21 protein-coding genes, 1 other RNA gene and 1 pseudogene are annotated in these 23,773 nt (G+C 45.2%); 7 read left to right on the top strand and 16 right to left on the bottom strand.

Annotated features, from left to right (window positions below):
* Positions 1-14 precede the first annotated feature (14 nt).
* Complete coding sequence (locus tag Q4491_RS06780) at positions 15-1,391, bottom strand: aldehyde dehydrogenase family protein (protein ID WP_303455915.1); 1,377 nt, start codon at positions 1,389-1,391, stop codon at positions 15-17.
* Between the two features lie 78 nt (positions 1,392-1,469).
* Complete coding sequence (locus Q4491_RS06775; RefSeq protein ID WP_192014781.1) at positions 1,470-2,243, bottom strand: SDR family oxidoreductase; 774 nt, start codon at positions 2,241-2,243, stop codon at positions 1,470-1,472.
* A 122-nt stretch (positions 2,244-2,365) separates the two neighbouring features.
* On the opposite strand from Q4491_RS06775, the gene Q4491_RS06770 reads away from it, so the two are divergent.
* Positions 2,366-3,304, top strand: a complete 939-nt coding sequence (locus Q4491_RS06770) for a LysR family transcriptional regulator (protein ID WP_303455913.1) — start codon at positions 2,366-2,368, stop codon at positions 3,302-3,304.
* On the opposite strand, the gene Q4491_RS06765 is transcribed toward Q4491_RS06770, so the two are convergent.
* Positions 3,296-4,189, bottom strand: coding sequence for a LysR family transcriptional regulator (locus Q4491_RS06765; RefSeq protein ID WP_303455911.1), 894 nt, complete (start codon positions 4,187-4,189; stop codon positions 3,296-3,298). The two genes, Q4491_RS06770 and Q4491_RS06765, sit on opposite strands and share 9 nt — an antisense overlap.
* A 151-nt stretch (positions 4,190-4,340) precedes the next feature.
* Here Q4491_RS06765 and ampC point away from each other — a divergent pair, with 151 nt between their 5' ends.
* Positions 4,341-5,513, top strand: coding sequence for a class C beta-lactamase (ampC, locus tag Q4491_RS06760; RefSeq protein WP_303455909.1), 1,173 nt, complete (start codon positions 4,341-4,343; stop codon positions 5,511-5,513).
* A gap of 148 nt (positions 5,514-5,661) precedes the next feature.
* Here the strand turns inward: ampC and Q4491_RS06755 are convergent, their stop codons facing one another.
* Positions 5,662-5,901 carry a hypothetical protein gene (locus Q4491_RS06755; RefSeq protein WP_192014777.1) on the bottom strand — a complete coding sequence of 80 codons (240 nt, stop codon included), beginning with the start codon at positions 5,899-5,901 and terminating at the stop codon, positions 5,662-5,664.
* A gap of 78 nt (positions 5,902-5,979) precedes the next feature.
* On the opposite strand from Q4491_RS06755, the gene Q4491_RS06750 reads away from it, so the two are divergent.
* Positions 5,980-6,858 (top strand): LysR family transcriptional regulator, encoded by an 879-nt coding sequence (locus Q4491_RS06750; protein WP_303455907.1) that lies wholly within the window; start codon positions 5,980-5,982, stop codon positions 6,856-6,858.
* A gap of 187 nt (positions 6,859-7,045) precedes the next feature.
* Here the strand turns inward: Q4491_RS06750 and Q4491_RS06745 are convergent, their stop codons facing one another.
* From Q4491_RS06745 to Q4491_RS06735, 3 genes and pseudogenes are all read right to left on the bottom strand, one after another.
* Positions 7,046-7,465: a hypothetical protein gene (locus Q4491_RS06745; RefSeq protein WP_303455904.1), complete on the bottom strand. Its 420-nt coding sequence runs from the start codon at positions 7,463-7,465 to the stop codon at positions 7,046-7,048.
* A 184-nt stretch (positions 7,466-7,649) separates the two neighbouring features.
* Positions 7,650-7,844 (bottom strand): annotated as a pseudogene (locus tag Q4491_RS06740) (Ktr system potassium transporter B); the annotation flags it as partial.
* On the bottom strand, positions 7,835-8,782 hold the full coding sequence (locus tag Q4491_RS06735; RefSeq protein WP_303455900.1) for a LysR family transcriptional regulator: 948 nt from the start codon (positions 8,780-8,782) through the stop codon (positions 7,835-7,837). The gene Q4491_RS06735 and the pseudogene Q4491_RS06740, both read right to left, overlap by 10 nt.
* A gap of 61 nt (positions 8,783-8,843) precedes the next feature.
* Here Q4491_RS06735 and Q4491_RS06730 point away from each other — a divergent pair, with 61 nt between their 5' ends.
* Both Q4491_RS06730 and Q4491_RS06725 read left to right on the top strand, forming a co-directional pair.
* Positions 8,844-9,047, top strand: a complete 204-nt coding sequence (locus Q4491_RS06730; RefSeq protein WP_303455898.1) for a hypothetical protein — start codon at positions 8,844-8,846, stop codon at positions 9,045-9,047.
* Positions 9,044-10,231, top strand: coding sequence for an MFS transporter (locus Q4491_RS06725; RefSeq protein ID WP_303455896.1), 1,188 nt, complete (start codon positions 9,044-9,046; stop codon positions 10,229-10,231). Before Q4491_RS06730 ends, Q4491_RS06725 begins: the two co-directional genes overlap by 4 nt.
* A 313-nt stretch (positions 10,232-10,544) precedes the next feature.
* On the opposite strand, the gene Q4491_RS06720 is transcribed toward Q4491_RS06725, so the two are convergent.
* From Q4491_RS06720 to Q4491_RS06685, 8 genes are all read right to left on the bottom strand, one after another.
* Positions 10,545-11,675, bottom strand: a complete 1,131-nt coding sequence (locus tag Q4491_RS06720) for a hypothetical protein (RefSeq protein ID WP_303455894.1) — start codon at positions 11,673-11,675, stop codon at positions 10,545-10,547.
* 299 nt (positions 11,676-11,974) lie between these two features.
* Positions 11,975-12,151, bottom strand: coding sequence for a hypothetical protein (locus tag Q4491_RS06715; RefSeq protein WP_192014770.1), 177 nt, complete (start codon positions 12,149-12,151; stop codon positions 11,975-11,977).
* A 138-nt stretch (positions 12,152-12,289) separates the two neighbouring features.
* Entirely contained in the window at positions 12,290-15,436 is a 3,147-nt protein-coding gene (locus Q4491_RS06710; RefSeq protein WP_303455889.1) for a lantibiotic dehydratase, read from the bottom strand.
* Between the two features lie 122 nt (positions 15,437-15,558).
* The gene (locus Q4491_RS06705) at positions 15,559-16,764 is read right to left on the bottom strand and encodes a lanthionine synthetase LanC family protein (protein WP_303455887.1); all 1,206 of its coding nucleotides are present in this window, start codon (positions 16,762-16,764) and stop codon (positions 15,559-15,561) included.
* A 26-nt stretch (positions 16,765-16,790) separates the two neighbouring features.
* The gene (locus Q4491_RS06700; RefSeq protein ID WP_303455885.1) at positions 16,791-18,902 is read right to left on the bottom strand and encodes a peptidase domain-containing ABC transporter; all 2,112 of its coding nucleotides are present in this window, start codon (positions 18,900-18,902) and stop codon (positions 16,791-16,793) included.
* 48 nt (positions 18,903-18,950) lie between these two features.
* Positions 18,951-20,192, bottom strand: a complete 1,242-nt coding sequence (locus Q4491_RS06695) for an HlyD family secretion protein (RefSeq protein WP_303455883.1) — start codon at positions 20,190-20,192, stop codon at positions 18,951-18,953.
* A gap of 672 nt (positions 20,193-20,864) precedes the next feature.
* An RNA gene (gene ffs / locus Q4491_RS06690) (signal recognition particle sRNA small type) lies at positions 20,865-20,961 on the bottom strand.
* Positions 20,962-21,112: 151 nt separating this feature from the next.
* Positions 21,113-21,844 (bottom strand): hypothetical protein, encoded by a 732-nt coding sequence (locus tag Q4491_RS06685; RefSeq protein ID WP_192014765.1) that lies wholly within the window; start codon positions 21,842-21,844, stop codon positions 21,113-21,115.
* A 39-nt stretch (positions 21,845-21,883) separates the two neighbouring features.
* On the opposite strand from Q4491_RS06685, the gene Q4491_RS06680 reads away from it, so the two are divergent.
* Positions 21,884-22,210, top strand: coding sequence for an MGMT family protein (locus Q4491_RS06680; protein ID WP_192014764.1), 327 nt, complete (start codon positions 21,884-21,886; stop codon positions 22,208-22,210).
* 52 nt (positions 22,211-22,262) lie between these two features.
* Here the strand turns inward: Q4491_RS06680 and Q4491_RS06675 are convergent, their stop codons facing one another.
* Complete coding sequence (locus Q4491_RS06675) at positions 22,263-22,685, bottom strand: YbaY family lipoprotein (RefSeq protein WP_303455881.1); 423 nt, start codon at positions 22,683-22,685, stop codon at positions 22,263-22,265.
* Between the two features lie 129 nt (positions 22,686-22,814).
* On the opposite strand from Q4491_RS06675, the gene tesB reads away from it, so the two are divergent.
* Positions 22,815-23,681, top strand: coding sequence for an acyl-CoA thioesterase II (gene tesB, locus Q4491_RS06670; RefSeq protein WP_192014762.1), 867 nt, complete (start codon positions 22,815-22,817; stop codon positions 23,679-23,681).
* Positions 23,682-23,773: the final 92 nt, after the last annotated feature.

Below are 23,773 nucleotides of genomic sequence, written 5' to 3'. Positions count from 1 at the left end.
TTCTGGCTCTTCTTTCAGGAAAAGGGGTCCAGCATCGCATCAATGTCTTTACCCTGATACGGCGGATAAACGTCGACACTGATGTCTGCTGGTGACAGCAACAAAGATTTAGCATTGCTCAGTGCATCAAATCCCGCCTTGCCGTAGTATTTTCCCATCCCAGACGAACCCACACCGCCAAAGGGTAAAGCGCCAATCCAACAGTGCAGGTTGACCAGATTCACACAACCGCCACCAAACGAGAGTGAGTGCAGAAATCGCTCAATGGTGGCCTCATCACGGCTGAAAATATAAGCGGCAAGCGGTTTTTCAAAGGTTTTCAACCGAGTGATTACGTCTTGTATGTCACTATAGCGGAGTATGGGCAGCACAGGTCCGAAGACCTCCTGCTGCATAGCAGGATCTGTCCAGTCAGACGGGTACAGTAAGGTCGGTTCGACATAGCAGGCAGAGACATCAGCACGCCCCCCCAATACGGTCTTCTCCGGCACTATGTATGAAGCCACCCTGGCCGTATCCTTTTCACTGATCATTCTTGCAAAGTCGGGACTTTGTGACGGATCGGCACCATACATTCGGGTCACCGAAGCGGACAGTTTTTCAACAAAAGCATCCGCAACAGACGTATGCACACAAACAAAACCGGGAGCAATACACCATTGCCCCGATATCGCATTGTGCCCCCATGCAATGGCATTGGCTGCACGGTCAAGATCCGCTGTTTCATCAACCACTGTCGGATTTTGTCCTCCCAGCTCCAGAATAACTGGCGTCAAATGTTCTGCGGCAGCTCGCATCACGACTTTGCCCACCGACGCGCTGCCGGTAAAGAAAATGAAATCAAAAGGTAATTCAAGCAGATCTGAAATTTCCTGACGGCCACCAGTGACAACAGCAACATCTTCAGGTGCAAAGTACTGCGGGATCAACTCGGCAAATAATGCCGCAGTTGCGGGGGTGGTATTTGCTGGTTTCAGAATAACAGGATTCCCAGCAGCCAATGCAGCAACAGCTGGATCAAGCAGCAAGAGTATCGGTGCATTGAACGGGCCAACCACCAAGGTGACACCGTAAGGCTCCTTCCGTACCTCACCACGCAAGCCACGTTTTGCTAGTCCGTCGGGTATCATCACCGCTTCCGGCGCCATCAGCAGATCGAGATTGTCACGGTAAAATGCAATGTTGCCCATAGGCACAGTGATCTCGAATAACTGTTCAAAAGGCGGTTTTCCGAAGTCTTGATGAAGCGCAGCACACCACCGTTTCTGGTGATCAAGCAACATGCGCTCCATTCGGGCCAACTGATCTAGCCTCCAGTCCCGCGATTTCGTCCGGTCTGTCATAAATGCCGCTTTCTGGCGATCAAAAACGGCTTGAAATGCGTGGCTCATATGACGCCTCCTCACCGGTGTCCCGGCCAGATAAACAGCGGGCTTGATTTTCCGAGCTTGCCCGCTGCCGGTCATGGTTTATTTCGTGGTGTAGCCACCATTGACCAAAATCGTCTGACCTGTCATCCACCACCCGTCTGAGACCATGAATACGATCCAGGGAGCAATATCTTCGATATCAGTCAGACCGGTTTTTGAGAATGGCGAAAGTGCCGCAGCCGTTTTATGGTATTCAACCGCTTCTTTCTCTTCTGCCGGATAAAAGAAAGGCGTATCCATCGGGCCAGGACCGATTGCCGTTACTGAAATTCCTCTCGCCCCAAACTCTTTCGACGCCGAGCGGGTAAAGTGCTCGACAGGAGCTTTCAAACCTTCATAAGCCGCATAGAAAGGCGTATAAGCACCAAGCAGTGACGTGACAATCGTGCAGATCTTGCCGTTATCGTTCACATGATTTCCTGCTTCTTTAAGGAAGAAAAAGGCCGTTTTCACATTGACTGCGCAAGATTGATCAAAGACAGCTTCAGTTACCTCCATGATCGGTTGTTTCACAACCATACCTACAGTATTAATTGCAATGTCAGGTCGCCCCACAGAAGCAACAACATCGTTGAACAGTTTCTCCATTGCCGCCGCCTTGGTTAAATCGGCCTGAAACGCGACAGCTTCGGCGCCGGTAGCCCGGACGGCCGCAACGGTTTCCTCGGCAGCAGCTTGGGTCGCATCGCTGTTATAGTGAATAGCCACAGCTTTCGCGCCTTGCCGGGCAAATTCGCGAGCCAGTAATCCTCCCAGGTTTTTCGCCCCGCCCGCAATCAGCACAACTTTACCTTCAATACTATTTCTAGACATGCTCTCTCTCCCTATATCCATTTTCATAACAGCACTGAATGACTATAGTGAGTGTTCTACACTAGATAAATCCGAATTCCTGACAGAACCTGTCAGCGTTTACGAACAATGGCAGAGACAAGATGGACAGAATCCAGCAAATAGAAGTTTTTATTCAGGTCTTGGAAAGTGGCAGTTTCACCAAAGCTGCGGAAGCGTTAAATATGCCAAGATCGACGGTTTCGACTGTGATACAAACATTAGAAAACCGGCTGGGTGTTCAGTTATTACACCGTACCACACGCAAACTGACGCCAACTCAGGACGGGCTTCGCTATCTGGACACAGCCAGCCATGTTGTGCAGACATTTAACGCTTCGGAGCGAATGTTTCATACTGCCCCCCATCAGGTACAAGGACGACTGCGTATCGACATGCCCAGCCGGATTGCCCGCCGTATCGTGATCCCTGCTCTCCCTGATTTTTTATCCCGGTATCCCAAGATTAATATCGAACTCAGCATGAAAGACCGGCTGGTGGATCTGGTGGCTGAAGGGGTTGATTGTGTTATCCGGGTCGGTGAATTATCCGACTCAGAGCTGATCTGTAAAAAACTTGGCGATCTGGCAATCATTTACTGCGCCAGTCCGGCGTACTTAGCTAAATTTGGCATTCCGGCCAACATTGAAGCCTTAAGTCAGCACCATCTCATCCATTACGCCATCCAGATGCCAGCCCAGCAGGCATGTCTTGAATACCATTCAGATGGGGAAACCGTCTCGGTGCCCATGCAAAGCCGGGTCACGGTCGACAATGCAGAAGCCTATATCGCCAGCGCTTTAGCTGGCATAGGCATTATTGAAATCCCAAAATATGATGTACTGCATTTATTAGAAAACAATACATTGCAGGAAGTCTTGCCCGACTACCAACCCAGCCCCATCCCGCTTTCGTTCCTGTATCCGAGCCGGAAAAACCTCTCTTTACGGGTAAACGTGTTTCAGGAATGGATCAGCCAGTTGCTGGCGGAAGCCTGTCTGATCAGCGAAAAAACTCAAGCCCGGCATCGCTGCTCATACTGAGGTGCTGCTCGCTTCATTGGCACAGGCGAGCAACCACTGTTTAAAATTAATCTGCGCCTGACTCTCTTTCTGCGCATGCAGCTTGGTAAGCCAGTAAGACCCCTTATGCAGATAAATATCAAACGGCTGCACCAACTTTTCTTCCATCAACAGCCTTTCAAACATGACAGGTGGAGCCAGTGCCACACCATAGCCCTGAATAGCCGTTTCGATCATGGCGATTGAAGAATCAAACACTATGGCACTCAGTTTTGCTTTCGGCACTGCCACTTTGGCTTCGTTCAGCCACAGTTGCCATTCATCGGGTTGATAGGATCGCAACAAGGTGTAGTTCAACACATCTCTCGGTGAGGACAATGCCTGGCCGATTCCCGGCGGACACAGAACAGTAAACGGCGCGGGAAAAAGCTCAGTCGCCTCCGTGGCATGCCAGCTGCCTTTCCCGAAACGGATCAGATAATCCAGACCTTCAGCGACCGGATCGGCCGTGTTGTTATTGGTTGAGATGCGCAGGTCAATCAGGGGATACCGTGCCTGAAAATCAGCAATTCGGGGAAGCAGCCAGTTCACCGCGAATGTACCGACCACACCCACAGAGACCACTTCCCGGTGGATACCCTGCGCCAGCATGTCCAGAGCTTCAGACAGATTGTCGAACGCCCCTTGCACCACAGGCAGCAGCATCATGCCTTCTTCTGATAAATTTAACCCCCGGGACTGACGTATAAATAAAGACACGCCCAGCTGGGACTCCAGCATTTTCACCTGCTGACTGACTGCAGCCTGAGTCACGCACAATTCAACCGCTGCCTTGGTAAAATTCAGATGTTTTGCCGACACTAAGAAAGCACGAATCGCGTTCAGCGGCAGGTGGGTAATATTCATTCCTGTGACCTCAGACTTTCTGACCCTAGATTTTCTTATTGCTCTTATTAGATTTCGCACATTGTGCATCAAATTGACTCACTTTAATATCCGCCCTGTCTCCATGGGGGCCGATAATTAACATTCACCTTATACTCATTAAGAAGTCACAATGAAAAGCACCATCTGCAATACTCGATCATTGATACTCTTTGCTGCATTTCTGGCCTCAGCCGTATCACCTGCCTACAGTCAGACAACTGGGAAGGAAGCAACGCTCCGAAAGGCCGTGGATCAGCAAGCTGAACGATTAATGGACACCTACCAGATTCCGGGTATAACCTTTGGCATCACTATCAAAGGCAAAACCTATTACTATAACTATGGGCTGGCAGATGTTCAGCAACAGCAGCCCGTGTCGGAGAACACTATTTTTGAACTGGGTTCGGTCAGTAAAACCTTTGCCGCGACGCTGGCCAGCTATGCCCAGCAGCAAGGAAAACTATCGTTCGACGATCAGGTGTCGAAGTATTTACCGGCGCTAAAAGGCAGTACGATTGGAAACACGCCGTTAATTCAGTTAGCCACTTACTCGGCTGGAGGGTTGCCGCTTCAGTTCCCTGACAGCGTCACGAACCACACGAGCATGCTGAACTATTATCGCCATTGGCAGCCTGCCTTTCCGGCAGGTACTCACAGGCTGTACTCTAATCCGAGCATTGGCCTCTTTGGCTATCTCGCCGCTCAGAGTATGGGGGATGCCTACCCGGCGCTGATGGAAAATCTCATCCTGCCGGAACTCGGGATGTCCAGCACCTTTGTCAATGTGCCGGAAGCCAAAATGCACGAATACGCCTTTGGCTACAACGCTGCTGGCGACGCTGTCAGAGTCAATCCCGGTGTTCTGGATGCTGAAGCCTACGGTGTTAAATCGACCAGTGCGGATATGGTGCGCTATATCGAAGCCAATATCGGGACAGTTTCTGTCCAGCCTCTGATGAAGCAAGCGCTGGCAAATACCAAGACAGGTTATTATCGGTCCAGCACCCTGACGCAAGGGCTGGCCTGGGAAATGTATGATTATCCGGCATCACTGAACACCTTGCTGGCGGGAAATTCGACTGAGACCATTCTCAACCCGATGCCTATTGATGCAATCGCGTCACCCAAACCTCTGTCAGAGCATATCTGGGTGAACAAAACGGGTTCAACCGGCGGATTCGGCGCTTATGTCGCCTATATACCTGCCGAACAAACCGGCATCGTGATTCTGGCCAACAAGAATTATCCCAACGGCGAACGCATCAAAGCCGCCTATGCGATTTTGGAAACTGCCCTGAAATAATCCGTCAACGCTTTCACGTCGATTTCCGTGTGCTCCGCTGTCAGTCAATCCGACAGTGAACACACGGATTTCTTCTTAACTGTTGGCGCAGCGATTAACCGCAACGTCTGACACCTTTTGATGAATTCTGGTATTCATCCAATAAAAACTAACAGACCAATACCTTTTTCTGCTGAAATGCAGTGGAAACATCCTTCCATTCATAACGATGCTGATAACACGCTCTAGCGTTCTCTGCGTTGTTTGCCTCAATTAATACAGGTGCTAATACAAACCCCTGCCTGAATAAGCTAAAGATGATATCCGATGCGTTTTCTGCATGGATCTCTTCAAAAACCAGCACTTCTTCTTTCACCAGCACACAATATTGCATATAAAACCCATTCATCAGTGTTCGATATCAGAATTATCTACGTTTATGCTATAGTGCATAGTGATTTTATTTTAATGGCGATAACTTAAAGTTATGAAGGTTAATCCAAAACATTTACGCTCTATTGAAATCCTTGCAAAAGTGAAGAGCTTCAGGGTTGCATCACAGATACTTTGTATTTCTCAACCTACACTGTCAAAACAGATTAAAAATTTTGAAGATGCCTATGAGATTGAAATGTTTGTCAGAGATAGCCAGGGCGTGGTCCTGTCAGATACAGGTAAACTCGTCATTAATGAAATCACAGCGTTAAATCGGCATATTAAGAAAACAGATGAATTGATATCCAGCATCTCACAGAATAACCTGACACCTTTATCTATTGGTTTTGGTAAATCAAGTAATGATTTCCTGCCGGTTTTTATTCGTGACTTCCAGAAGAAACACAGTAACATTTCTATTTCCCTGTCAGATATATGCTCACAAGATCAAGAAGATCAATTACTTTCAGGTTCCTTAGATATTGGCTTCATGAGAAAACCAGCCTCGCAGTCACTCGGCAGTATTCGTGTTTCAAGTGATGAATTTGTTCTAGCTGTTTCAAAAGGCCAGTATGACAGTGATCATATTGACTTCTATTTACAGAAATATAATTTGCTGATGATGAGTAATCACAGTAAATCTCAGATCAATTTGAATACTATGTCTCTGTTAAAAAACAGAACATACAAGATCACCAATATTTCAGCAGATTTGCAAACCATTATTACATTGATCTTATCCAATACAGGTGTTGCTATTTTACCAAAAAAATCAATTCTCGGAATTTATGACGCCATTCAATTAATCCCGTTTCCAAAAGAAACAAGCTGGGATATTCATATGGTATGGAATCCAAACAGGCTATCCCGATCGGTCGAACTTTTCATTGAGCACGTCAAAGACCAAATATCAACACCTGCTTCTGCATAACGCCAGAAATGTATGATGTATTGCCCTACCTTGTTGAAACTCGCGCCATGCATAGTGAACCCTGGCAGTCAGATGAGTAGCAATACTTAAAGCATCAGCCGTGAGCGCTGGTGTTGATATTCAGGATCACTACCCATCGACAGTAAGATACCTTTAGCAATATACCTTTGATAATACTGCCATCAATCTAAGAGGAGGTCTTCTTTGGTACCTCAGCAAGCATAAAGGTTAACTCATCCACTGAGCCGACCGGATAGGACAACATTTCTTCAGCATGGATAACCTGACCAGTTTGCTCTGAAACAAGCCTGGCGAGCTGTTCTGGCTGAATCTGCCCATCGACTGTCCTTAGCCTGTTCAGTTCTTCTTCATTTAAAGTTTTGGCTGTTCCCGGCAAGTAAATCGTGCCGTAATACAAATCCACCCCGAAAGCGATCAACCCGGGCACAACAAACAGGAGCAAGCCCGCCGCATCCAAAACGGCAATAGCCGGATCCACCTGACCTCCCCGCTGACCTTTTCGTTCAGGGTGTAGCAACACACCGCACCCCGAAAGCTGAATCGTTAATATCACCGTCAAACTTAACCCCAACAACTGATGCTTCATTTGGTCTCCTTACCCCAGTCGGCTCGAAAAATGTGTTGTCACTTTTTTATGATGACTACGTCTAATTATGGCGATAAATGAGCAAGTTGCAGAAAATGTTGGGGATATTTGCCCATCAACGCCTGACTAATGTACTGGCTGGAATGCACTGAGTGCTTTCCGAGCAACGCAGGTCACATTAGCTAACCGCCAGGGTATTGAAACCCGCTGTACAAGGCGTCACCGCCTGAAACCAAGATGCCAGCCACTTGCCGGATTCCCTCAAAGGGGCCAGCGTATTGGGGTTGTCATACTCAATCAGATAAATGGCGATTAATGCCGCCAGATTAATGATGACTGTGCCTGATATCATCATCCGGCTGTATACCATCATGCGTGCCCGCTCACCAACAGCCCTTTATTCTGAAGAACAAGATCACTCAGAAAATCGGCAACAAGCCGTACTCTTCTGGAGTGTGCCAGATCGGAATGAATCGCCAGCCAAATCGGCTGACTACACCCTATATCACTCTGGACACAAGTCAGTCCCTGCTTTTGAGCAATAAAATGAGGGAGAACGGCTATCCCCGCTCCAGCTTGAACCGCTGTTACCTGAGATGACATGCTAGTGGTGGTCAGGCGACAAGGCTTTCCACGCAACCTTTTTTCTAACCACTGTGCCGCCGGAAGGTGCTGCTGGCTCTCAGACCAGCCAATAAACTCATTATCTTCAAACGACTCACCGCCTTTCGGTGTGACTCTCTGCAGCAAATACTCTTGTGATGCATACAGGCCAAAACCGAGCTCACCTAACCGCCGGATACTCACATTGCCACGCTCCGGCCTGACCATACGTATTGCCATGTCAGCATCATATCGATGCAAGTTAACCGTTGAGACACCGGTGACAATCTCGATGGTCAGATTGGTGTGTGATGACATTAACTGAGGAAGTGCAGGAATAATAAGATGATCCGCCAGGCCTTGCGCTGTTGCCAGGCGAACATGCCCCGCCACTTCATCATTGCTGCCCTGAGCAGCCGCACCAAACGCATGGCCAGCTTGCTCTAGTGCCTCTGCCTGAGCAATCAGCATCACTCCTTCATCTGTCAGCCTGTAGCCGATTTGATCACGAATGAACAGGCTCAGCCCCAGCGCTGCCTCCAGCCGTTCTATACGACGGGATGTTGTTGCTAACCCAATTCCCAGCGCTTTTGAGGCGCCACTTAAGGTGCCTGACCGGGCAATAGCCAGAAAAATCCTGGCATCATCCCAGTTCAACGTGTTATGCCTCCCCCTTTTTCCTATATCGGAAATCGGATTACCAGATTTCGCCATACAAACCTCCAGTTTCGGAAAGTATATTGAGAATCATAAAACGAACCAAGGAAAAATAATCATGCGAAAGCGTTTTCTGAGCCAAGAGCTGGAAGTGTCTGCGATAGGACTGAGCTATACGGGTATGAGCGAATTCTATTTGCCGCAAAGAGCCAGTATCACTCTGACCTCTGATGATCTGAATCCACAACAACAAGCCACAGGGGATTTTCAGCCGACAGGTGACCGTTATAGCTTCGAGGGACCAAAAGGAGTCAACTCATGAATACATCCAACGCTACGGGTTGGCGCAACTGGGCAGCCGTTTCCATGCTCGGCGTTGCTGCATTTACTGTGGTCACCACTGAATTAGCCCCCATTGGTATGCTGTCAGCCATTGCTGCCGATCTGGATCAGAATACCAGTGTGACTGGATTAGTTGTCACCCTGTATGCGTGGCTGGGCGCTGCAGCCGCATTATTGTCTGTGATGACTATCAGCCATTTGCCCCGCCGGCCACTGTTAGTCGGACTGATGCTCTTACTGGGAGTCTCTAACGCCGTGTCGGCAGCGAGCCATAGCTTCACTGTACTTCTCATCGCCCGATTAGCGGGCGCACTCGCGCATGGTGCCTTCTGGGCGATGATTGGCACAATGGGAGCACAACTGGTCGCTTCGAACCGCGTTGGCCGGGCAACTGCAATTATCTTTGGCGGCGTCTCCACTGCCAGTGTTCTCGGAGTTCCGCTCATCAACTGGATAAGTCATGACGCCGGCTGGCGATTGTCCTTTGGTTTGCTGGGGTTACTCTCTGTCGCCACCGCGCTTACTCTGGCATTCAGTCTTCCCCGTGTAGCCAGCACTGCCTCTCTGAGCCGAAACCAATTTGTTTCGGTGCTGCGCAATACAGATTTAAGACGGATATATCTGATTGCAGCATGCGGTATCGTTGCACACTTTGCTGCCTTTACCTTCATCGAAGTCCTGCTTTCCTCAGAAGTGGCCATTCCTCAAAACTGGGTCGTCATCTGCCTGCTTGCCTTCGGCATTGCGGGAATACTCGGTAATTTACTGTGCGGAGTCTTCATCGATAAACACCTGAAAGCTGTGCTTAGCATCGGCCTGCTATTGGTATCCCTCTGTCTGCTGTTGATCAGCACAGTCACAGTGAAAGATGGGATTATCGCACTGTTGCTGCTCTCCGGCTGGGGCCTTGGCATCGCTATACTCTTTGTCGGAATTCAGGCCTGGATCATACGATTAGCAGGAGCTGATGCATTACCAGCTTCCGCAATTTATGCTGCTATCTTCAACGGAGCCATCGGAGCAGGTGCCATGGCAGGGGCCGGGCTATTAGATCATTGGGGGATCAGGCCACTTTATTTAACGGCTGCCATCACCACGCTGCTCAGCTTCATTCTGGTAATCATGATTCGGACCAAACCTGTGAGGCATGCAGTCACGGAGTAATCGGGGCACTTGGCAGAATTGATGGAGCTGAGGGTTTCTACAAATATATGGATGAGTGGCCAGTTCGACGAGGAGTGGTTGCTCTGATTATTACGCGTATAGTGGCAAGAGTAGAAATCCCAACACTTGAGAAAGTAGCAAGTATCAATAATTTCGCAGGTGCAGAAAAAACCACTGAATATGGCGACAGAGTACGTACTATATATGATCCGATCCACTAACCCTGGACACTGACAAAAGGTGAACCTAAGATACCTTTTGCTATTGTCAGAATCAGTTAACTCCCATTATATTTATTAAAATATTTAAAAATCTACTCGCGTATATGAATCACACCAAATGAATAAAATAATGCAATTAAAAAAGTTATCGTATCCATATTAACCTCGCCATTAAAATACTCATATAATTTTCTAATTGTAAAAATATCTTTTTGGGAAGTAAGACACTGAAGGAAACCTATAAACTGATTTTCAGAAGACAACTTTATTTTATTCCCTCTACAAAAAACCCTTATTTTTTCCCCGTTATCCGAAAACTCTATGGAGAAATCAGGATCAAGCAGAAATACGGTGTTATTTTCAAATTCTGGAACCTCGCGTTCGATAAAAGAATATCTTAGCCCTTTTTGACTTTTATTTCTCAGACAGTGATCTTCAAGTCTTTCTGACATCCACTCAGCCAGTGTGATCTGACTGATTTCTAAACGTTCTATCACTTCGTGAACATCACCTGCAAAGCGATTGTCATTAACTGCATCATAGAGCAGGAATTGTGTTATAGCACTCTCTGGATTCTTGGAAATTGATAATGCCAGCCCAATAGAAAATGACTGAGTATTACCCACGTGATAGTAATTAGCAGGCAGAAGAAACATAGACCCTGCACTTATTTCGTATGTATCCCCGTAGGAGATCAGGTCTTCAGGTTGATAACAATTTTTTTCTGGCCCGTTTAGTTGATGGAATAATTCCGGTTCAAAGAGTGTCATCGATTTAGCCGCCGGACCAAGATGAAAGTGAACAACATGCGTATAGGGATCATCAACATGAATACCAAATGGAGTATATCCGTAATTTCCCATAAACAATGTTGCTTCAACAGAGGCGCATGAATAGCCATATCTTTCAACTAAAGGCTTGAATACTTTTGCAGCGAACCGGGAAATATCATCTGACCACTGTTGAACACCGTTAATGACGATACCGAATTTCTTCCCTTCAGAAACCCGCATAAAAAATTGTTCAATGCTTTCTGACGCTTCTCTTTCTTCTCCTATAAACCTCTTTTCCTCCGCTTGGTTTTCCTTTCCTTCAATATAAAGACGAAATTTGGAAGAGCCATTCTGACGGCTGTCTTCCTTTAAACTTGTAAGCAATGTAAAAATAACGTCTTCAGAGAGAGATTCAACATCGAATGCCTCTTTAAGCAGCAATGGTTCCATTAAGGATCCATACACCTCACCTCCATTGCTACTACCGAGACTATCAAAGCGCTCTACATGCTGAATTAAATCATTAATGAAGCCGGGGTAAACATGCAATAGCGATGAAGTATTGATCATGGTTATTGTCTCAGAAGAAGATAGATGTGAAAAAAATCAGGCACTCTATTATTTTGAGTGCCTGACAGTAAGACATTTTAACTTTGTATACATCTGCCATAAACACAATTACAAAGCAGGAAACAGACTAATTGCATAATTTAGATCAATAGCAACTATGTCATATTCCTTTTTGGTATTTATTCACTTTCACTTGATGCTTGAACAGGCTTTGTTTTCATGCAAGAAAGGCCAACTGATAAAGTTGGCCAGCCACCTGCAACTTGCTCTGCTGCTTCACGTTCAATTTCAACAGGCATGTTGTCTGCATCTTTCGATAATTTTGCGACTACAGTTTTTTTTACATTAAGTTTCATTACTTTCTCCTATTTTTTAATGCCAGCATTCAAGACTGACTTGATAGAACGTAACATATCAAGAACAGTCAAGTAGCAACAATAATATAAATTTATGCTCTATTATGCGGCTAGTCACGCAATTATGAAAATGATAAATTAGTTATTAGTCGTAAGTGTTTGTGTACTCAAGTAGTATCTTCGAAGAAAATCGTAGACTACAAACTCGTGCTGCCTATTGTAAGCCCTAAAAATTCTATTAAGTTGCATATGAAGAAGAGAAGCCAACAACTCGTCTTTCGATATTATTGTTTCATCACCACTTAAACTAAGTAACTTACTGCTGAATACTGAAACACTTTTTTCATGAGACTGGACAATTGAAAAGAGCTCAGAAGGGGGATAATTCACAGGGAAAGAGTTATCTCTAGATAAATCGGAATGAAGGAAACCAGACAATTCTCTGTACTTACGCCCCAATATTTTACGAAGCGCTGACGTTTCAGAGAATTCTTTCCCAAACGCCCTACGTAACCGACTAATTAACGAAAGTTTATCAGTTAACTCGTAACCAAATGATGAAAGTACGCTGTCTGAAATCATAATAGCAGCTCTCCAGCGTAGACTTTCTCCATGCATATCAATTTGACTTAAAACCTTAAGTGTGGTTTCTGAGCAAACCTCAAACAAGGACTCAGCAATAGCAATAGTAGCATCCCCCCCATACCTTTCTATTTCTCTCTCATAAGGTGCGACTGTGAAATGAGCAAGCTTATCAACCTCTGTTAATGAGCAAAGCACCTCTGAAACCGCGGGGAGTACTCGACTTAGCAAGGTTTTCGGTTCGCCTCTAAATCGAAGACGGAGGTGCCAATCAGGATCGCTATATCGTATGAAAAACCAATTGCTGAAAAGATTCTCTTTCTGCATTGTTTTAATAAGAGGAGATAAATGTTTAGTAAGAAGGTTCTCAACATCTGAGTTTCCTCCATAAATATGCAAAGAAAGCCATTCATTTCCTGGCATAAAACGCCTTTTCTCTTGGCTCGGCTCACTAAATGTTGCTGTCGATTCCGGCACTGAACCGACTCCCTTCTTTTCCTGATTCATGCACAAAAAATGAACTTCGTTTGCATATCTTTTAACGCTATCACTCTGCTCTTTCACGAGTGGTGAATAAATATGATTTAGAGACTCCTGAAGCTTTACGGTATCCAAACCTTGCGTTTCGCTCAAAAGAACCTGAAGACACTTAGCGCTTCTTAAGTTCAATGTCAATGCATTGTCATGTAGTGAAAATACAACATTTTCTGGCAGGTCATACTTAGAAAGAAAACGGTTAACTTGCTCAGTAAACTGAGATTTCGTCATCTTTTCTAATTCAATGAATAGTTTCCTTTGAAGGTTCCACGTTCTGGGAGATAAGATAATATTACCAAGCTTCACCCTTGGTAATACTTCCGCCACGCTCAGTGCTTTAGGCCAAATAAATTGGGGGAGTTGTATATTTTGCTGTTGGATCTGGCAGAGAAACTTATATATTCCCAAACTGTTTGCATTGAAGTTATGGGCACAAGACATTCGGGGAATCACTTCTTTACCCAACCGTTTTGACCACAGACGTACCCGATTGTTTTCAACATAAACAAAAAGCTCTTTAGGCTGGATTTGAAAATTTTCATCGAGATCCGAATCCGCCAAAAATACAATTTCATGATTCCTCAGCTTAGGGCGTGAAATAACGTTTCCAGGTCTACCATCCGGTAAATGGATCACTTCCGCAAAGATAGCTTCAGGTCGCGAATTTTCTTCTCTTTGAAGGTGCTCTCTTACTTTTTTTGTGAGATCCTTATCCAGATGACAAAAACGACCTAAAAAATTCGCTGCTGATGGACCATAGCAACCCTGAAAATGAACCAAGGTTTCCTTTTCATCTCCTGTTTCGAATAAGGAGGCCTGAACTCCAAACGAAACCGGCAACTCCGTCTTACCCGGCCTTGCACACTTTTCTAGCTCTTTCCGATCCAGGTAAATTTCTTCCTCAGCAAAGGCCCCCCTACGACATAATTTTTTCAAGAGCAGGTCATCCAACGGTGTGCTTTCTAGAGCTTTACCATTAGCTGAACTCACACTCAGGGGAATACCTGCCAATAGAGGTGATTCATAGCCTTTCTCAGATCCAAAGGTAATCCCTGATTCATCATCTAGCACTTTATTGAGAGGGACAAAACGCCCCTCGTATCGACGCTGAAATTGAGTGATAAAATTTTTGAGTGGATTCGCTGCTTCGTGCGTGACCCCTGCTAGTAATGAACATGCTGTTTCAATGGAATCAGCAATATCCCTGCTGAGGAGCTTTGATGAAAAATTACGCTCCGTATCTACCTGAATCAACTTTGTAGGATTAAGCGGAAAAGGTAATGCTTTTAGCTTATCTACCACCTCTGAATAACTTTCAGTGCTGACATGCGTTTTGGTGTCGAAATCTTGGAGGGTGTCAACTACCGAATGTAATACCGACGAGTACTTCATTAGCCCTGACATAGAGAGAGATTTCACCAAATGCGAAGATGGCTCTTCTGCTGTGAGAGGCAAAGGCATATCCAATATTAAGATCTTCTCACTAAGAAGATCTTCTACGTATTGCCTTATATCGTCCCTTGCAATTAACGGATAAGCATCTGAAAATTTATCTACTAACACATTTAAAGTTATGCCTTTATTTGTGAGCTCTAGTATGGAGTCAAGGTACTCATCTGTTTCAGCCTCACTAAGTTGGTAATTCAATGCATTACCAGATTGATAAGACTCGATATACCTCAATGTGCGGTGGCCTGAGTGATAAAGGGTAGTGTTCGATTTCACTACAGTGTGTTTTGTAATATTTTCTTCCAGGGAAAGATAATCACGTATCCCTGAAAGATATAACATATCGAGCCTGGTTTTTCGTTTATCTTCTTCCCACGGTAAGCAACACAAATCTGTTGTATGGCTAAATTCCCCTTTGCTGATACCAGCAAACAAGCCAAATGGCGTAGGGCGACAATGCATCCGTATATAGTATTTGAGCAATGCACACCCAATTTTTTTCCCTTGTTTGCTGTTGGGATCTTTTTTCCATATCGGGATTCTTGACAATAATGATGGACTAGATAGATACAGTGCTTCCCTGACTTTCGGATATTCGAGCCAGTTCTCCAAAGTGTTGGTAAGTTGCTCGTCGTCACCTTCCCATGAAAAATAATCAGTCACAGGCAGACTTGGTGTTCTCATAACAAAGAAATTGTCACACTTTATTTTTTTCATATCATTGTCCATGTCTTAAATCGTCATTCCCCCCTAAGTAAACTAAGGCTAGATTGACGGTAAATTGAATGAAGAAAAGCAGCGGTGCTTAATGTGATTGATTATTGTAAAGGAAGTTCTGATTAACTGAGGAGCAAACAATCATCCCAACTGTCATCAACGCCAACTGCAGTTAATAGACAGAGACCAATACCAGAATAGCCTTCCAAAAGTCCTGCATTTTCGATAGAAATATCCTGTTCTGATACATACTGATTGAGTCCGGATAATCCTTTTTCCCGATAAAGAGACAATGTATAGTCAAGCCAGTAATCAGCGGCGTCATAGAACTCAGATAAACCAAATTTTTTGTACAGCTTACGATAAATATGAAACAAACCTGAACTGCCGTGGCATAATCCACCGTCATCCACACCCGATTCCTGCAATGTGCGATGAGTCGAAGCCAATGCAATTTCCTTTGCACGACTCAACATTGCTTCGTCTTTCAATGCTGAAGCGGCGTTTGACAGTACCCAGGCAGCACTAAGATCACCATAACACCAACCAAGGCGTGTCTCGCATGTCTGTCCAGCATAATAACCAAAAAATGTACTGGCTTCGGGCGAGTTGTGATTAGCCAATAAACACTGGCAAGAGCGCACTAAGATCCCTTTGATTTGCTGCCATTCGTCCCCAATTAGCGGAAGAGCAAAACTGAGTGTTGCAATAGCAGAGCCTACGCCATGCGCTACACCAAGATTAAATTCATTATCAGAGGAACAATTAAAACGTAGTGCTGATGAGACAGGTGTACTCCAGCTCAATCCGTCTTTTGTATTCACTGCACTTCTGGTTAATGTTTCAAGTATTGAACGATACGCCTTTTCGTGGGGATTATTAATAAAACGCCTGCGACAAAAAGCCGCATAGCCAGCCAGACCAAATACGAGTTCATAATCACCACTCCATTGATGATCGCTAAACGTTTCAGCCAGATACAATTCGAAATCTCGATTAATCTCCTGATCATACTCTGCTTCATCAGCTTCAGCAGACAACAACTCAAGGAGCCAGCAGCACCCACTCAATCCTTTACCAAACGAGATATCCTTCAGATCACTCATTTGAGATTGAAACATATCGAACTTTTTTTCAAAGCGCGTTAGGTCGACTAAGGATTCGTTATACTTTCTCAAATTCCATTGAAAGAGCAATTGACCTGCCAATCCACGATAGAGCGATGGATCAATGTCCGTCGCTTTTTCATTTAAGTAAGAACAAATATCATGAAGTAAGCTGTTAATAATGTTTATACGATCAGGTTCCTTCGCCCAAATTGAACTCATAGCTTGTTCTCTGGTTGTTATGTTAGTCACTGGGAGTATTCAGTAATCTTGCTGATACTTTTGTACTGAGCGGTTACTTCAAACAACTGCCCATCCCTAAGCTCCAATACTCGATCAGCCATTTGTATTGTTTCCTTGCGGTGAGCGATAAGAATGCGAGTAATGTTAAGTTCAGAAAGAGAACGATTAACGGCACTTTCTGAAGCAATATCCAAATGAGAAGTCGCTTCATCTAAGAACAGAATTTTAGGGCTGCGATATAACGCCCTCGCAAGAAGCACTCGCTGCTTTTGTCCACCCGAAAGGCTTGAGCCCAAGTCACCAACAAGCGAGTTGTACTGCATTGTCATCGCCATAATATCTTGATCAATGGCTGCCATTTTTGCGCATACCTTAACACTATCTATATCGAGATTTGGATCAAATTGACCGATATTTTCGGCAACAGATCCCGACAACAATTCATCCGACTGCATAACGGTCGCTATTTGACGTCGATACTGAAGGTGTCCCAGTTCATCCAGGCTTTTCCCATCGACAGTTACTTCACCAGATTCAGGTTGATACAGCCCAAGCATGACTTTCATCAATGTCGTTTTTCCACCTCCTGAAGCCCCAACGATTGCCACACACTCTCCGGGCTCAAACGTTGCTCTCAGATTCTGGAATAAATAAGGCTCTCCCGAGGAGTGGCGAAAAGATATATTATTGATGCTCAGCTGACCTGACATATCGTGATTTTGCTTGGAGTGTAAGTGGGATTCCTGTTTAGCTTGTGCCAAATCAGAAAGGCGTTCTAAATGTAAACCCAGCATTTTGAACTCAATGAGCTTATCGACTAGTGAAGAGAAGCGCTGTATAAGTTGCATTTTATAGGCCATGAACGCCATGAACATGCCGATAGTAAAAATTTCATCTCCACCTGAAGCCATAACAAGCTGTGAGCCAAGAAAAATAACCAGAACATTTTCAACACCAAAAAGAAAATTCTTGGAAAGGTTATAGGCCAGATTTAACCGCTCTACTCGTACATTGAGGTTCAACGCCTTTGTATAATGGTTCTGCCAAAGAGCCTGTCGTTTTGCTTCAATACCAAAAAGCTTTATGGTCTGCATTGCACGCACATTTTCCATAAAGTTGGTGTTTTCAGTTGCATCAGCCACAATAGCTTCTTCGGAAATTTCATGAAGTGGTCGGTACCACAAACAACGCAATAAGAGGTATAGCAGCATAGCCGCTGATACTACCCACGCAAGTTGCGGACTATAGAGATAAATCATGACTAACGTCATCACTGCCATGATGCCATCAATAACGGCTTCCACCATAGCTGTTGTTAGCATTTGCTTTATTTGTTCCAACGACCCAAATCTGGATACGATGTCGCCCATATGGCGCTTTGAAAAAAAGCTCAAGGGTAAACGCATTAAGTGCTGGAAAAGATTGAAGGCCAGTTGCTGGTTAAGGGTCGCACCAAGGTGGATAACAACAAAGCCACGCAATGCACTGGTAGCTACATTAAGTAAAACCACTAAGCCAAAGCCCAGTGCGAGCATTGAGAGCAGGCTTTGATCAAAACTCACGATCACTTCGTCTATCGCGAGTTGCATATAATACGGGCTCGCCAAAGCAAACACCTGCAATATGCACGACAGCGCAAAAAGCTGAAAAAGAACAGGTTTTAGGCCATTTACCGAGTGAATAAACTGAGAAAGTCTCATCTTCACCCTGACATCTTGTTTTTTGAAGGCTTTTGTCGGCGTTAACTCTAGCGCTATTCCGGTAAAATGATCACTTATACTCTCCAGAGACAGAGTCCGTTTACCTATAGCAGGGTCAACAATCGTCACAGACTTATTAGATACCGATAGAAGCACCACAAAATGATTCATGTCCCAGTGAATGATACAGGGTAATTTTAAATGGCCCAGCTGTTCGAGAGTCAGTTTTAACGCTCGACCAGCTAAATTCAACTCGTCAGCAATATTAATAAGCTGTTGTAAATTAACGCCTTTTAGGGTCTGCGTATACTTATTTCTAAGAGAATTCAAATCTGATTTATAACCATAACTGTCCGCAATCATAGCTAAACACGACAAGCCACATTCTGCAGCTTCTGACTGGAGTATTGTTTTCAATGCTTAATATTCCCTTATTAACCTTACCATGCAGATAGACCTAAAACCCTAAAACTCCACAACTCCTCTCAAACTAAACAACGGTTCCATTAACCACTCAGCTAATGACCGTGTATCAGTAATAATGTCAGCTTCAAGTTGCATTCCTGCTTGTAAAGGCACTTCTTTTCCGTATGCCTGAACTGTTTGTTTGGCAAGCTTTGCTTTAATTCGATACATAGGTTCAGTATTCGCAATAGGAAGAGTGAATTCTCCTGGAAGAATAATATTTCCTGTCATTTCATATATTTCAGAATCCAACATGCCAAATTTTTGAAACGGAAATGCATCGAGTTTTATTCTTGCGACCTGACCTTTAGAAACAAAGCCGAAAGCACTCGTGGGAACCATCAGCTCTGCATATAAAACCGATCCTTCAGGCAAAATACTCGACATATACTGCTGTGGCCGAAGTAATTGACCTACTTTTATATCTAAACCCGTCACTCGGCCAGTTGATGAACTACGTAAAAGGATTTCACTTTTTCCGGATAATTCAGTCAAACGATTCTTTTTCTGAGACTCAGATAATAACAGGTCTTGTATTTCTTTTTCTTCTTCGAGGGGTAACTGTTCGAGTTCTATATTGAGGTTACGTATCTCCTGCTCTTGAAGTGCAACTTTTGCTTTTAGGGTGACAATATCTTGTTGTAGTGTTAGCAAAAGGTCTCTTTGACTCTCTTCATCAATGTCTGACAAAAAGCCTTTCTCTGACATCTTTTCATAATTAAAAAGTCGATTTTCAGCCATTAATTTACGCGATTCGGCCTGAATAATTTTCATATTAATCAATTCGATCTGAGTCTGTTTCGAGTTAATCTCTTCATTGAATGCTCGTTTCCTGTTTTCGAAAAGCTTATGTGTTCGAATCTTCTGATCATTAATTATTGAAAGCTGCTTATTAATTTCTTCTGAAAGAATATCATTCAGGTCTATCCCTAAATCTGTACTGTGCTTGTATTTAAGCCTAAACAAAGGCATTCCATATTCTATGTACTGCCCTTCCTGAATAAAAACCTCTGTCACATAAACACTGCCAGGCGAGTAAGTTTTAATAACACCCTTATTCGGCAGTAAATAACCACTTACTGTTTGTTTTTTCTTATACTCTGCATTAAAAATAAAAAACATACCACTGAGGAATATTGAAACCAAAAGAAAGAAAAAAGCCCGGTGGCTTAATGGTTGAGAAAGAGTTACATCTCCCCAAAGTTTATTATATTGATGATTTACCGCTTCCCGGCGAAACATGGGCAAGATCTCTTAATTTTTAACATTCCCAATTTTTGTATTGTCACAGAAAATAACTTATCTTTCAAAGTGCTCCCAATAAAAACAAACAGCCTAGTTACATACCATATTCATAAAAATCAGAAGATTAGGCTAGGATAAACATTTAGAGTAGAATCATTAACCGATTGACTGGAATTGCAAGAACTAAATTGTTTACCTATTCTTTTGTGCCTCTGGTCTCATATTAGATAAAAGTTAAGGTTCCTAAATAGCTAGTTCTCAGAATAGTACCGTTTCATTCATATTTTAGGAGTGACTGGCTTTAGAAATTGAGTACCTCTGGTTAAGCACCAAACATGCAGCTTCAAGTTTGATCTTTGCAGAAAATGGACGACGTTATCTTATAATGATACAGCTCTTTCTTTAGTGCTGTCTTGACCACCTAAAATGCTGTTCGGGGTCATTACCACTGCACTTGGTACTTACAAATTTAAATAGTTTTTTACGCGGGAATATTCGAGCTGACGACGATACATAATGCCTAGCCCGTTTTGTTGTTAAACTACAACAAAAATAGCTTATGCACGCTTATGCACGCTTATGCACGCTTATGGTGCCATTTATGTACGCTTTTAGGGAAATTATGCAGGCTTATGGTGCAAGCAACACAAACGCCAGATGGGTGGAGACCCCCACCAGCCACATCCCGGCACACACGTCGCTCGCTGCGGCTGCTCCCTTCCAGGCCTGACCGGGTTCACGAGTTAGTGTTGCGGGAGGACCAATGGGGGCCTCCATAGATTCTATGTCTCACTGGTAACCCTTTCAGGTAATTGCGAGAACGGGACGGATTATCCACTAACCCCAAAGACAATGCAAGGCATTGGCAAGCCGCGTGCTGCTGACTGCTGGATTATTACCCATCTGCCGGGTTCCCTTTATGTACTTTCGAATTCGTTGAGTAAATATTCGGCCAGCGAGGCGCTGCCCAGCACCAGCAGCCAGGCGACTAAAACGGGATTAGGCACTTCAAATTCGGGGATCACCACCAGGGTGGCAAAGGCAATCGCCGGTAATACCCAGTTGAGCCTTGTTACCCAGACAAGCTGATTCTGCTGGTACAGTGTCTGAAGTGCGACGATGACACCTATGATGCACAGTACAACCAAGGCGGCCGGTGTCAGCCCACCGAGCCATAAAGGCACTGCCAGCAGTAATGGCCAGCCATAATTCGCTTTAACCGGGCGCCAGTAGCGAGCGGCAAGCCAGATGAAACAGACCGCCAGCACCTGCAGCAAGGTATACGCGGCCTGGCCTGCCAGTTTTTCTTCGCCCTGCAAGGCCAGTAAGCCGGCATCCATGGCGATCACCACAGCAAAGAGTAACGCTGCAACCTGCCAGTTGCCCCGGGGCGAGAAAGAGACAGTCAGGACAGGGAGCATCATCAGCAGGCTCACCGAGAGGGCGAGCGGCTGAAAAGGCAATACGGCGCCAAACATGCCGATACCCATTAACAGCAACACAGCGGACACGCCGCCTTGCGGCAACAGCCACAGTGCGGGGATGGCCACCGCAAGCACGGTTAAATGATGCTGTGCGAGCCCAAGGGCGCTGACCCCGACAATGGTCAGTAACATGCTCATGACAGCCAGGATTGTGGTATATAACATTTGCACCTCCCTGCACAAATTGTTACCCAGGATCCCAATATGGACGACTTTAAGAATCAAATCTACAGCCAGATCGCGCAGATCCCCGACGGCAAAGTGTCGACTTACGGTGATATTGCCCGCTTTGCGGGCTTTCCCGGTTATGCCCGTCACGTGGGAAAATTGTTAGGCCAGTTGCCGGAAGGCTCTACACTGCCCTGGTTCCGGGTGATCAACAGTCAGGGGAAAATTTCACAGCAGGGTGATGACTTCCTGCGCCAGCGGCAATGTCTGATTGCTGATGGCATTGAGGTTTCTGTTACGGGCAGGATTGCTTTGAAGCGTTACCGTTGGGATGGATACCCAGAAGAGAGATCTCCTGAATAAGAAAAACCCGGCATAAAAGCCGGGTTTTAAGTATAAGGGTGCGGTTATGCAGTTATTGTGCTGCGCGTACCAGCATCAGATCCAACTGAGTGGTTTTGGACGGATCGGTAATCACATGATTGGCAGTATCTGTGATGAACAGCAGCTTACCGTTCACTTCGATTCGCGCGCTCACGGCATAGGTATGAGATGGCTTAATCTCTTCTTCCATATACTGGAGGCTGAATGAAAAAGGCACCTGCTTGCCTGCAGCCAGGTACGACTGGCGGCTGATCACTGTCGCGGGCGCATCCATCAGAGAAACATCAGACAAGGTCACCGTAATCAGCGCATCATCCGGAAGCGCCATACGCTCACGATACGTCAGATTACCTTCAACTTTTTCGACACCTGCTTCTTTATTGATCATATTTGTACATGCTGAGATAACCATAGCCGTGACCAATAAGGTTAGTAACGCAAACATCTTTTTCATCGTTGTACCCTGCCCTTGATATTCCTCCCACAAACTGATGGTTCTAACACTTCAGAACCTTTCGCCTTGAGTTTATGGATAACTAACTGTAAAAATTTGGCTAATAATAGCATTATAACTGGAGCTCCGATGAGCAAAGAACTGAACGAACTTCTCAATCTGTTGCACTTAGAACAACTGGAACAAGGTTTGTTCCGCGGCCAGAGTGAACATCTTGGTTTACCCCAGGTTTATGGTGGCCAGGTCATCGGACAGTCCTTATCAGCAGCGAAAGAAACTGTGCCTGAGAACCGGTTTGTCCATTCCTTCCACAGCTACTTCCTGCTGCCGGGTGATCCGCAAAAACCGATTATCTACGATGTCGAAAACCTGCGTGACGGTAAAAGCTTCAGCACCCGCCGGGTAAAAGCAATTCAGAACGGTCGCCCTATCTTTTACCTGACAGCGTCTTATCAGGCGCTGGAAGACGGCTTTAACCACCAGTTCCCAATGCCTGAAGATGCCCCACCACCCGAGTCTCTGAAGCCTGAACAGGACCATGTCAAAGCCATCGCAGACCAGCTGCCCCGCAAATTTGTCGAGACCTTTGGCTGCGAGCGACCGATTGAAGTTCGTCCGGTCACTGTGGTCAATCCGCTCCATCCTCAATCAGAGGCGGCCAAACAATACCTATGGATAAGAGCCAATGGTGAAATGTTGAACGATCCTCGCATTCACCAGTACCTGCTGGCCTATGCCTCAGACTGGGGTTTCCTGGTCACCGCCCTTCAACCACATGCCGTCACGTTACTGACCCCGAAAATGCAGGTGGCCACCATAGATCACTCCATGTGGTTCCACCGCCCGTTCCGTATGGACGACTGGCTGCTTTATGTCATTGACAGTCCATCAGCCAGCGGCTCACGCGGTCTGGTTCGGGGTGAGATTTATAACCGTGACGGCGAGCTGGTTGCTTCCGCCGTACAGGAAGGTTTGATGCGTAAACGTGAAGACTGATTTATCTGGAAAACGATCATCTAAAAGACGTTCATCTTGCAGACATTCACCTTACAGACCTTAAGCACTCACTAACGGCAAAGCTCCCGGAA

It is taken from the genome of Photobacterium sp. 2_MG-2023 (assembly GCF_030547675.1).
GTDB classification, from domain to species: domain Bacteria; phylum Pseudomonadota; class Gammaproteobacteria; order Enterobacterales; family Vibrionaceae; genus Photobacterium; species Photobacterium arenosum.
The sequence above is the reverse complement of the archived record's forward strand: the minus strand, read 5'-3'. Positions and strand labels throughout refer to the sequence as shown.

What these genes read in the sequence shown, in the direction of transcription:
- Q4491_RS06715 (WP_192014770.1), bottom strand. Translation starts at nt 12,151, where the DNA reads ATGAAACTTAATGTAAAAAAAACTGTAGTCGCAAAATTATCGAAAGAT.
- Q4491_RS06695 (WP_303455883.1), bottom strand. Translation starts at nt 20,192, where the DNA reads ATGTTTCGCCGGGAAGCGGTAAATCATCAATATAATAAACTTTGGGGA.
- Q4491_RS06735 (WP_303455900.1), bottom strand. Translation starts at nt 8,782, where the DNA reads ATGGCGAAATCTGGTAATCCGATTTCCGATATAGGAAAAAGGGGGAGG.
- Q4491_RS06725 (WP_303455896.1), top strand. Translation starts at nt 9,044, where the DNA reads ATGAATACATCCAACGCTACGGGTTGGCGCAACTGGGCAGCCGTTTCC.
- Q4491_RS06780 (WP_303455915.1), bottom strand. Translation starts at nt 1,391, where the DNA reads ATGAGCCACGCATTTCAAGCCGTTTTTGATCGCCAGAAAGCGGCATTT.
- Q4491_RS06750 (WP_303455907.1), top strand. Translation starts at nt 5,980, where the DNA reads ATGAAGGTTAATCCAAAACATTTACGCTCTATTGAAATCCTTGCAAAA.
- Q4491_RS06680 (WP_192014764.1), top strand. Translation starts at nt 21,884, where the DNA reads ATGGACGACTTTAAGAATCAAATCTACAGCCAGATCGCGCAGATCCCC.
- ampC (WP_303455909.1), top strand. Translation starts at nt 4,341, where the DNA reads ATGAAAAGCACCATCTGCAATACTCGATCATTGATACTCTTTGCTGCA.
- Q4491_RS06755 (WP_192014777.1), bottom strand. Translation starts at nt 5,901, where the DNA reads ATGAATGGGTTTTATATGCAATATTGTGTGCTGGTGAAAGAAGAAGTG.
- Q4491_RS06770 (WP_303455913.1), top strand. Translation starts at nt 2,366, where the DNA reads ATGGACAGAATCCAGCAAATAGAAGTTTTTATTCAGGTCTTGGAAAGT.
- Q4491_RS06765 (WP_303455911.1), bottom strand. Translation starts at nt 4,189, where the DNA reads ATGAATATTACCCACCTGCCGCTGAACGCGATTCGTGCTTTCTTAGTG.
- Q4491_RS06720 (WP_303455894.1), bottom strand. Translation starts at nt 11,675, where the DNA reads ATGGAACCATTGCTGCTTAAAGAGGCATTCGATGTTGAATCTCTCTCT.
- tesB (WP_192014762.1), top strand. Translation starts at nt 22,815, where the DNA reads ATGAGCAAAGAACTGAACGAACTTCTCAATCTGTTGCACTTAGAACAA.
- Q4491_RS06675 (WP_303455881.1), bottom strand. Translation starts at nt 22,685, where the DNA reads ATGAAAAAGATGTTTGCGTTACTAACCTTATTGGTCACGGCTATGGTT.
- Q4491_RS06710 (WP_303455889.1), bottom strand. Translation starts at nt 15,436, where the DNA reads ATGAAAAAAATAAAGTGTGACAATTTCTTTGTTATGAGAACACCAAGT.
- Q4491_RS06730 (WP_303455898.1), top strand. Translation starts at nt 8,844, where the DNA reads ATGCGAAAGCGTTTTCTGAGCCAAGAGCTGGAAGTGTCTGCGATAGGA.
- Q4491_RS06705 (WP_303455887.1), bottom strand. Translation starts at nt 16,764, where the DNA reads ATGAGTTCAATTTGGGCGAAGGAACCTGATCGTATAAACATTATTAAC.
- Q4491_RS06685 (WP_192014765.1), bottom strand. Translation starts at nt 21,844, where the DNA reads ATGTTATATACCACAATCCTGGCTGTCATGAGCATGTTACTGACCATT.
- Q4491_RS06775 (WP_192014781.1), bottom strand. Translation starts at nt 2,243, where the DNA reads ATGTCTAGAAATAGTATTGAAGGTAAAGTTGTGCTGATTGCGGGCGGG.
- Q4491_RS06745 (WP_303455904.1), bottom strand. Translation starts at nt 7,465, where the DNA reads ATGAAGCATCAGTTGTTGGGGTTAAGTTTGACGGTGATATTAACGATT.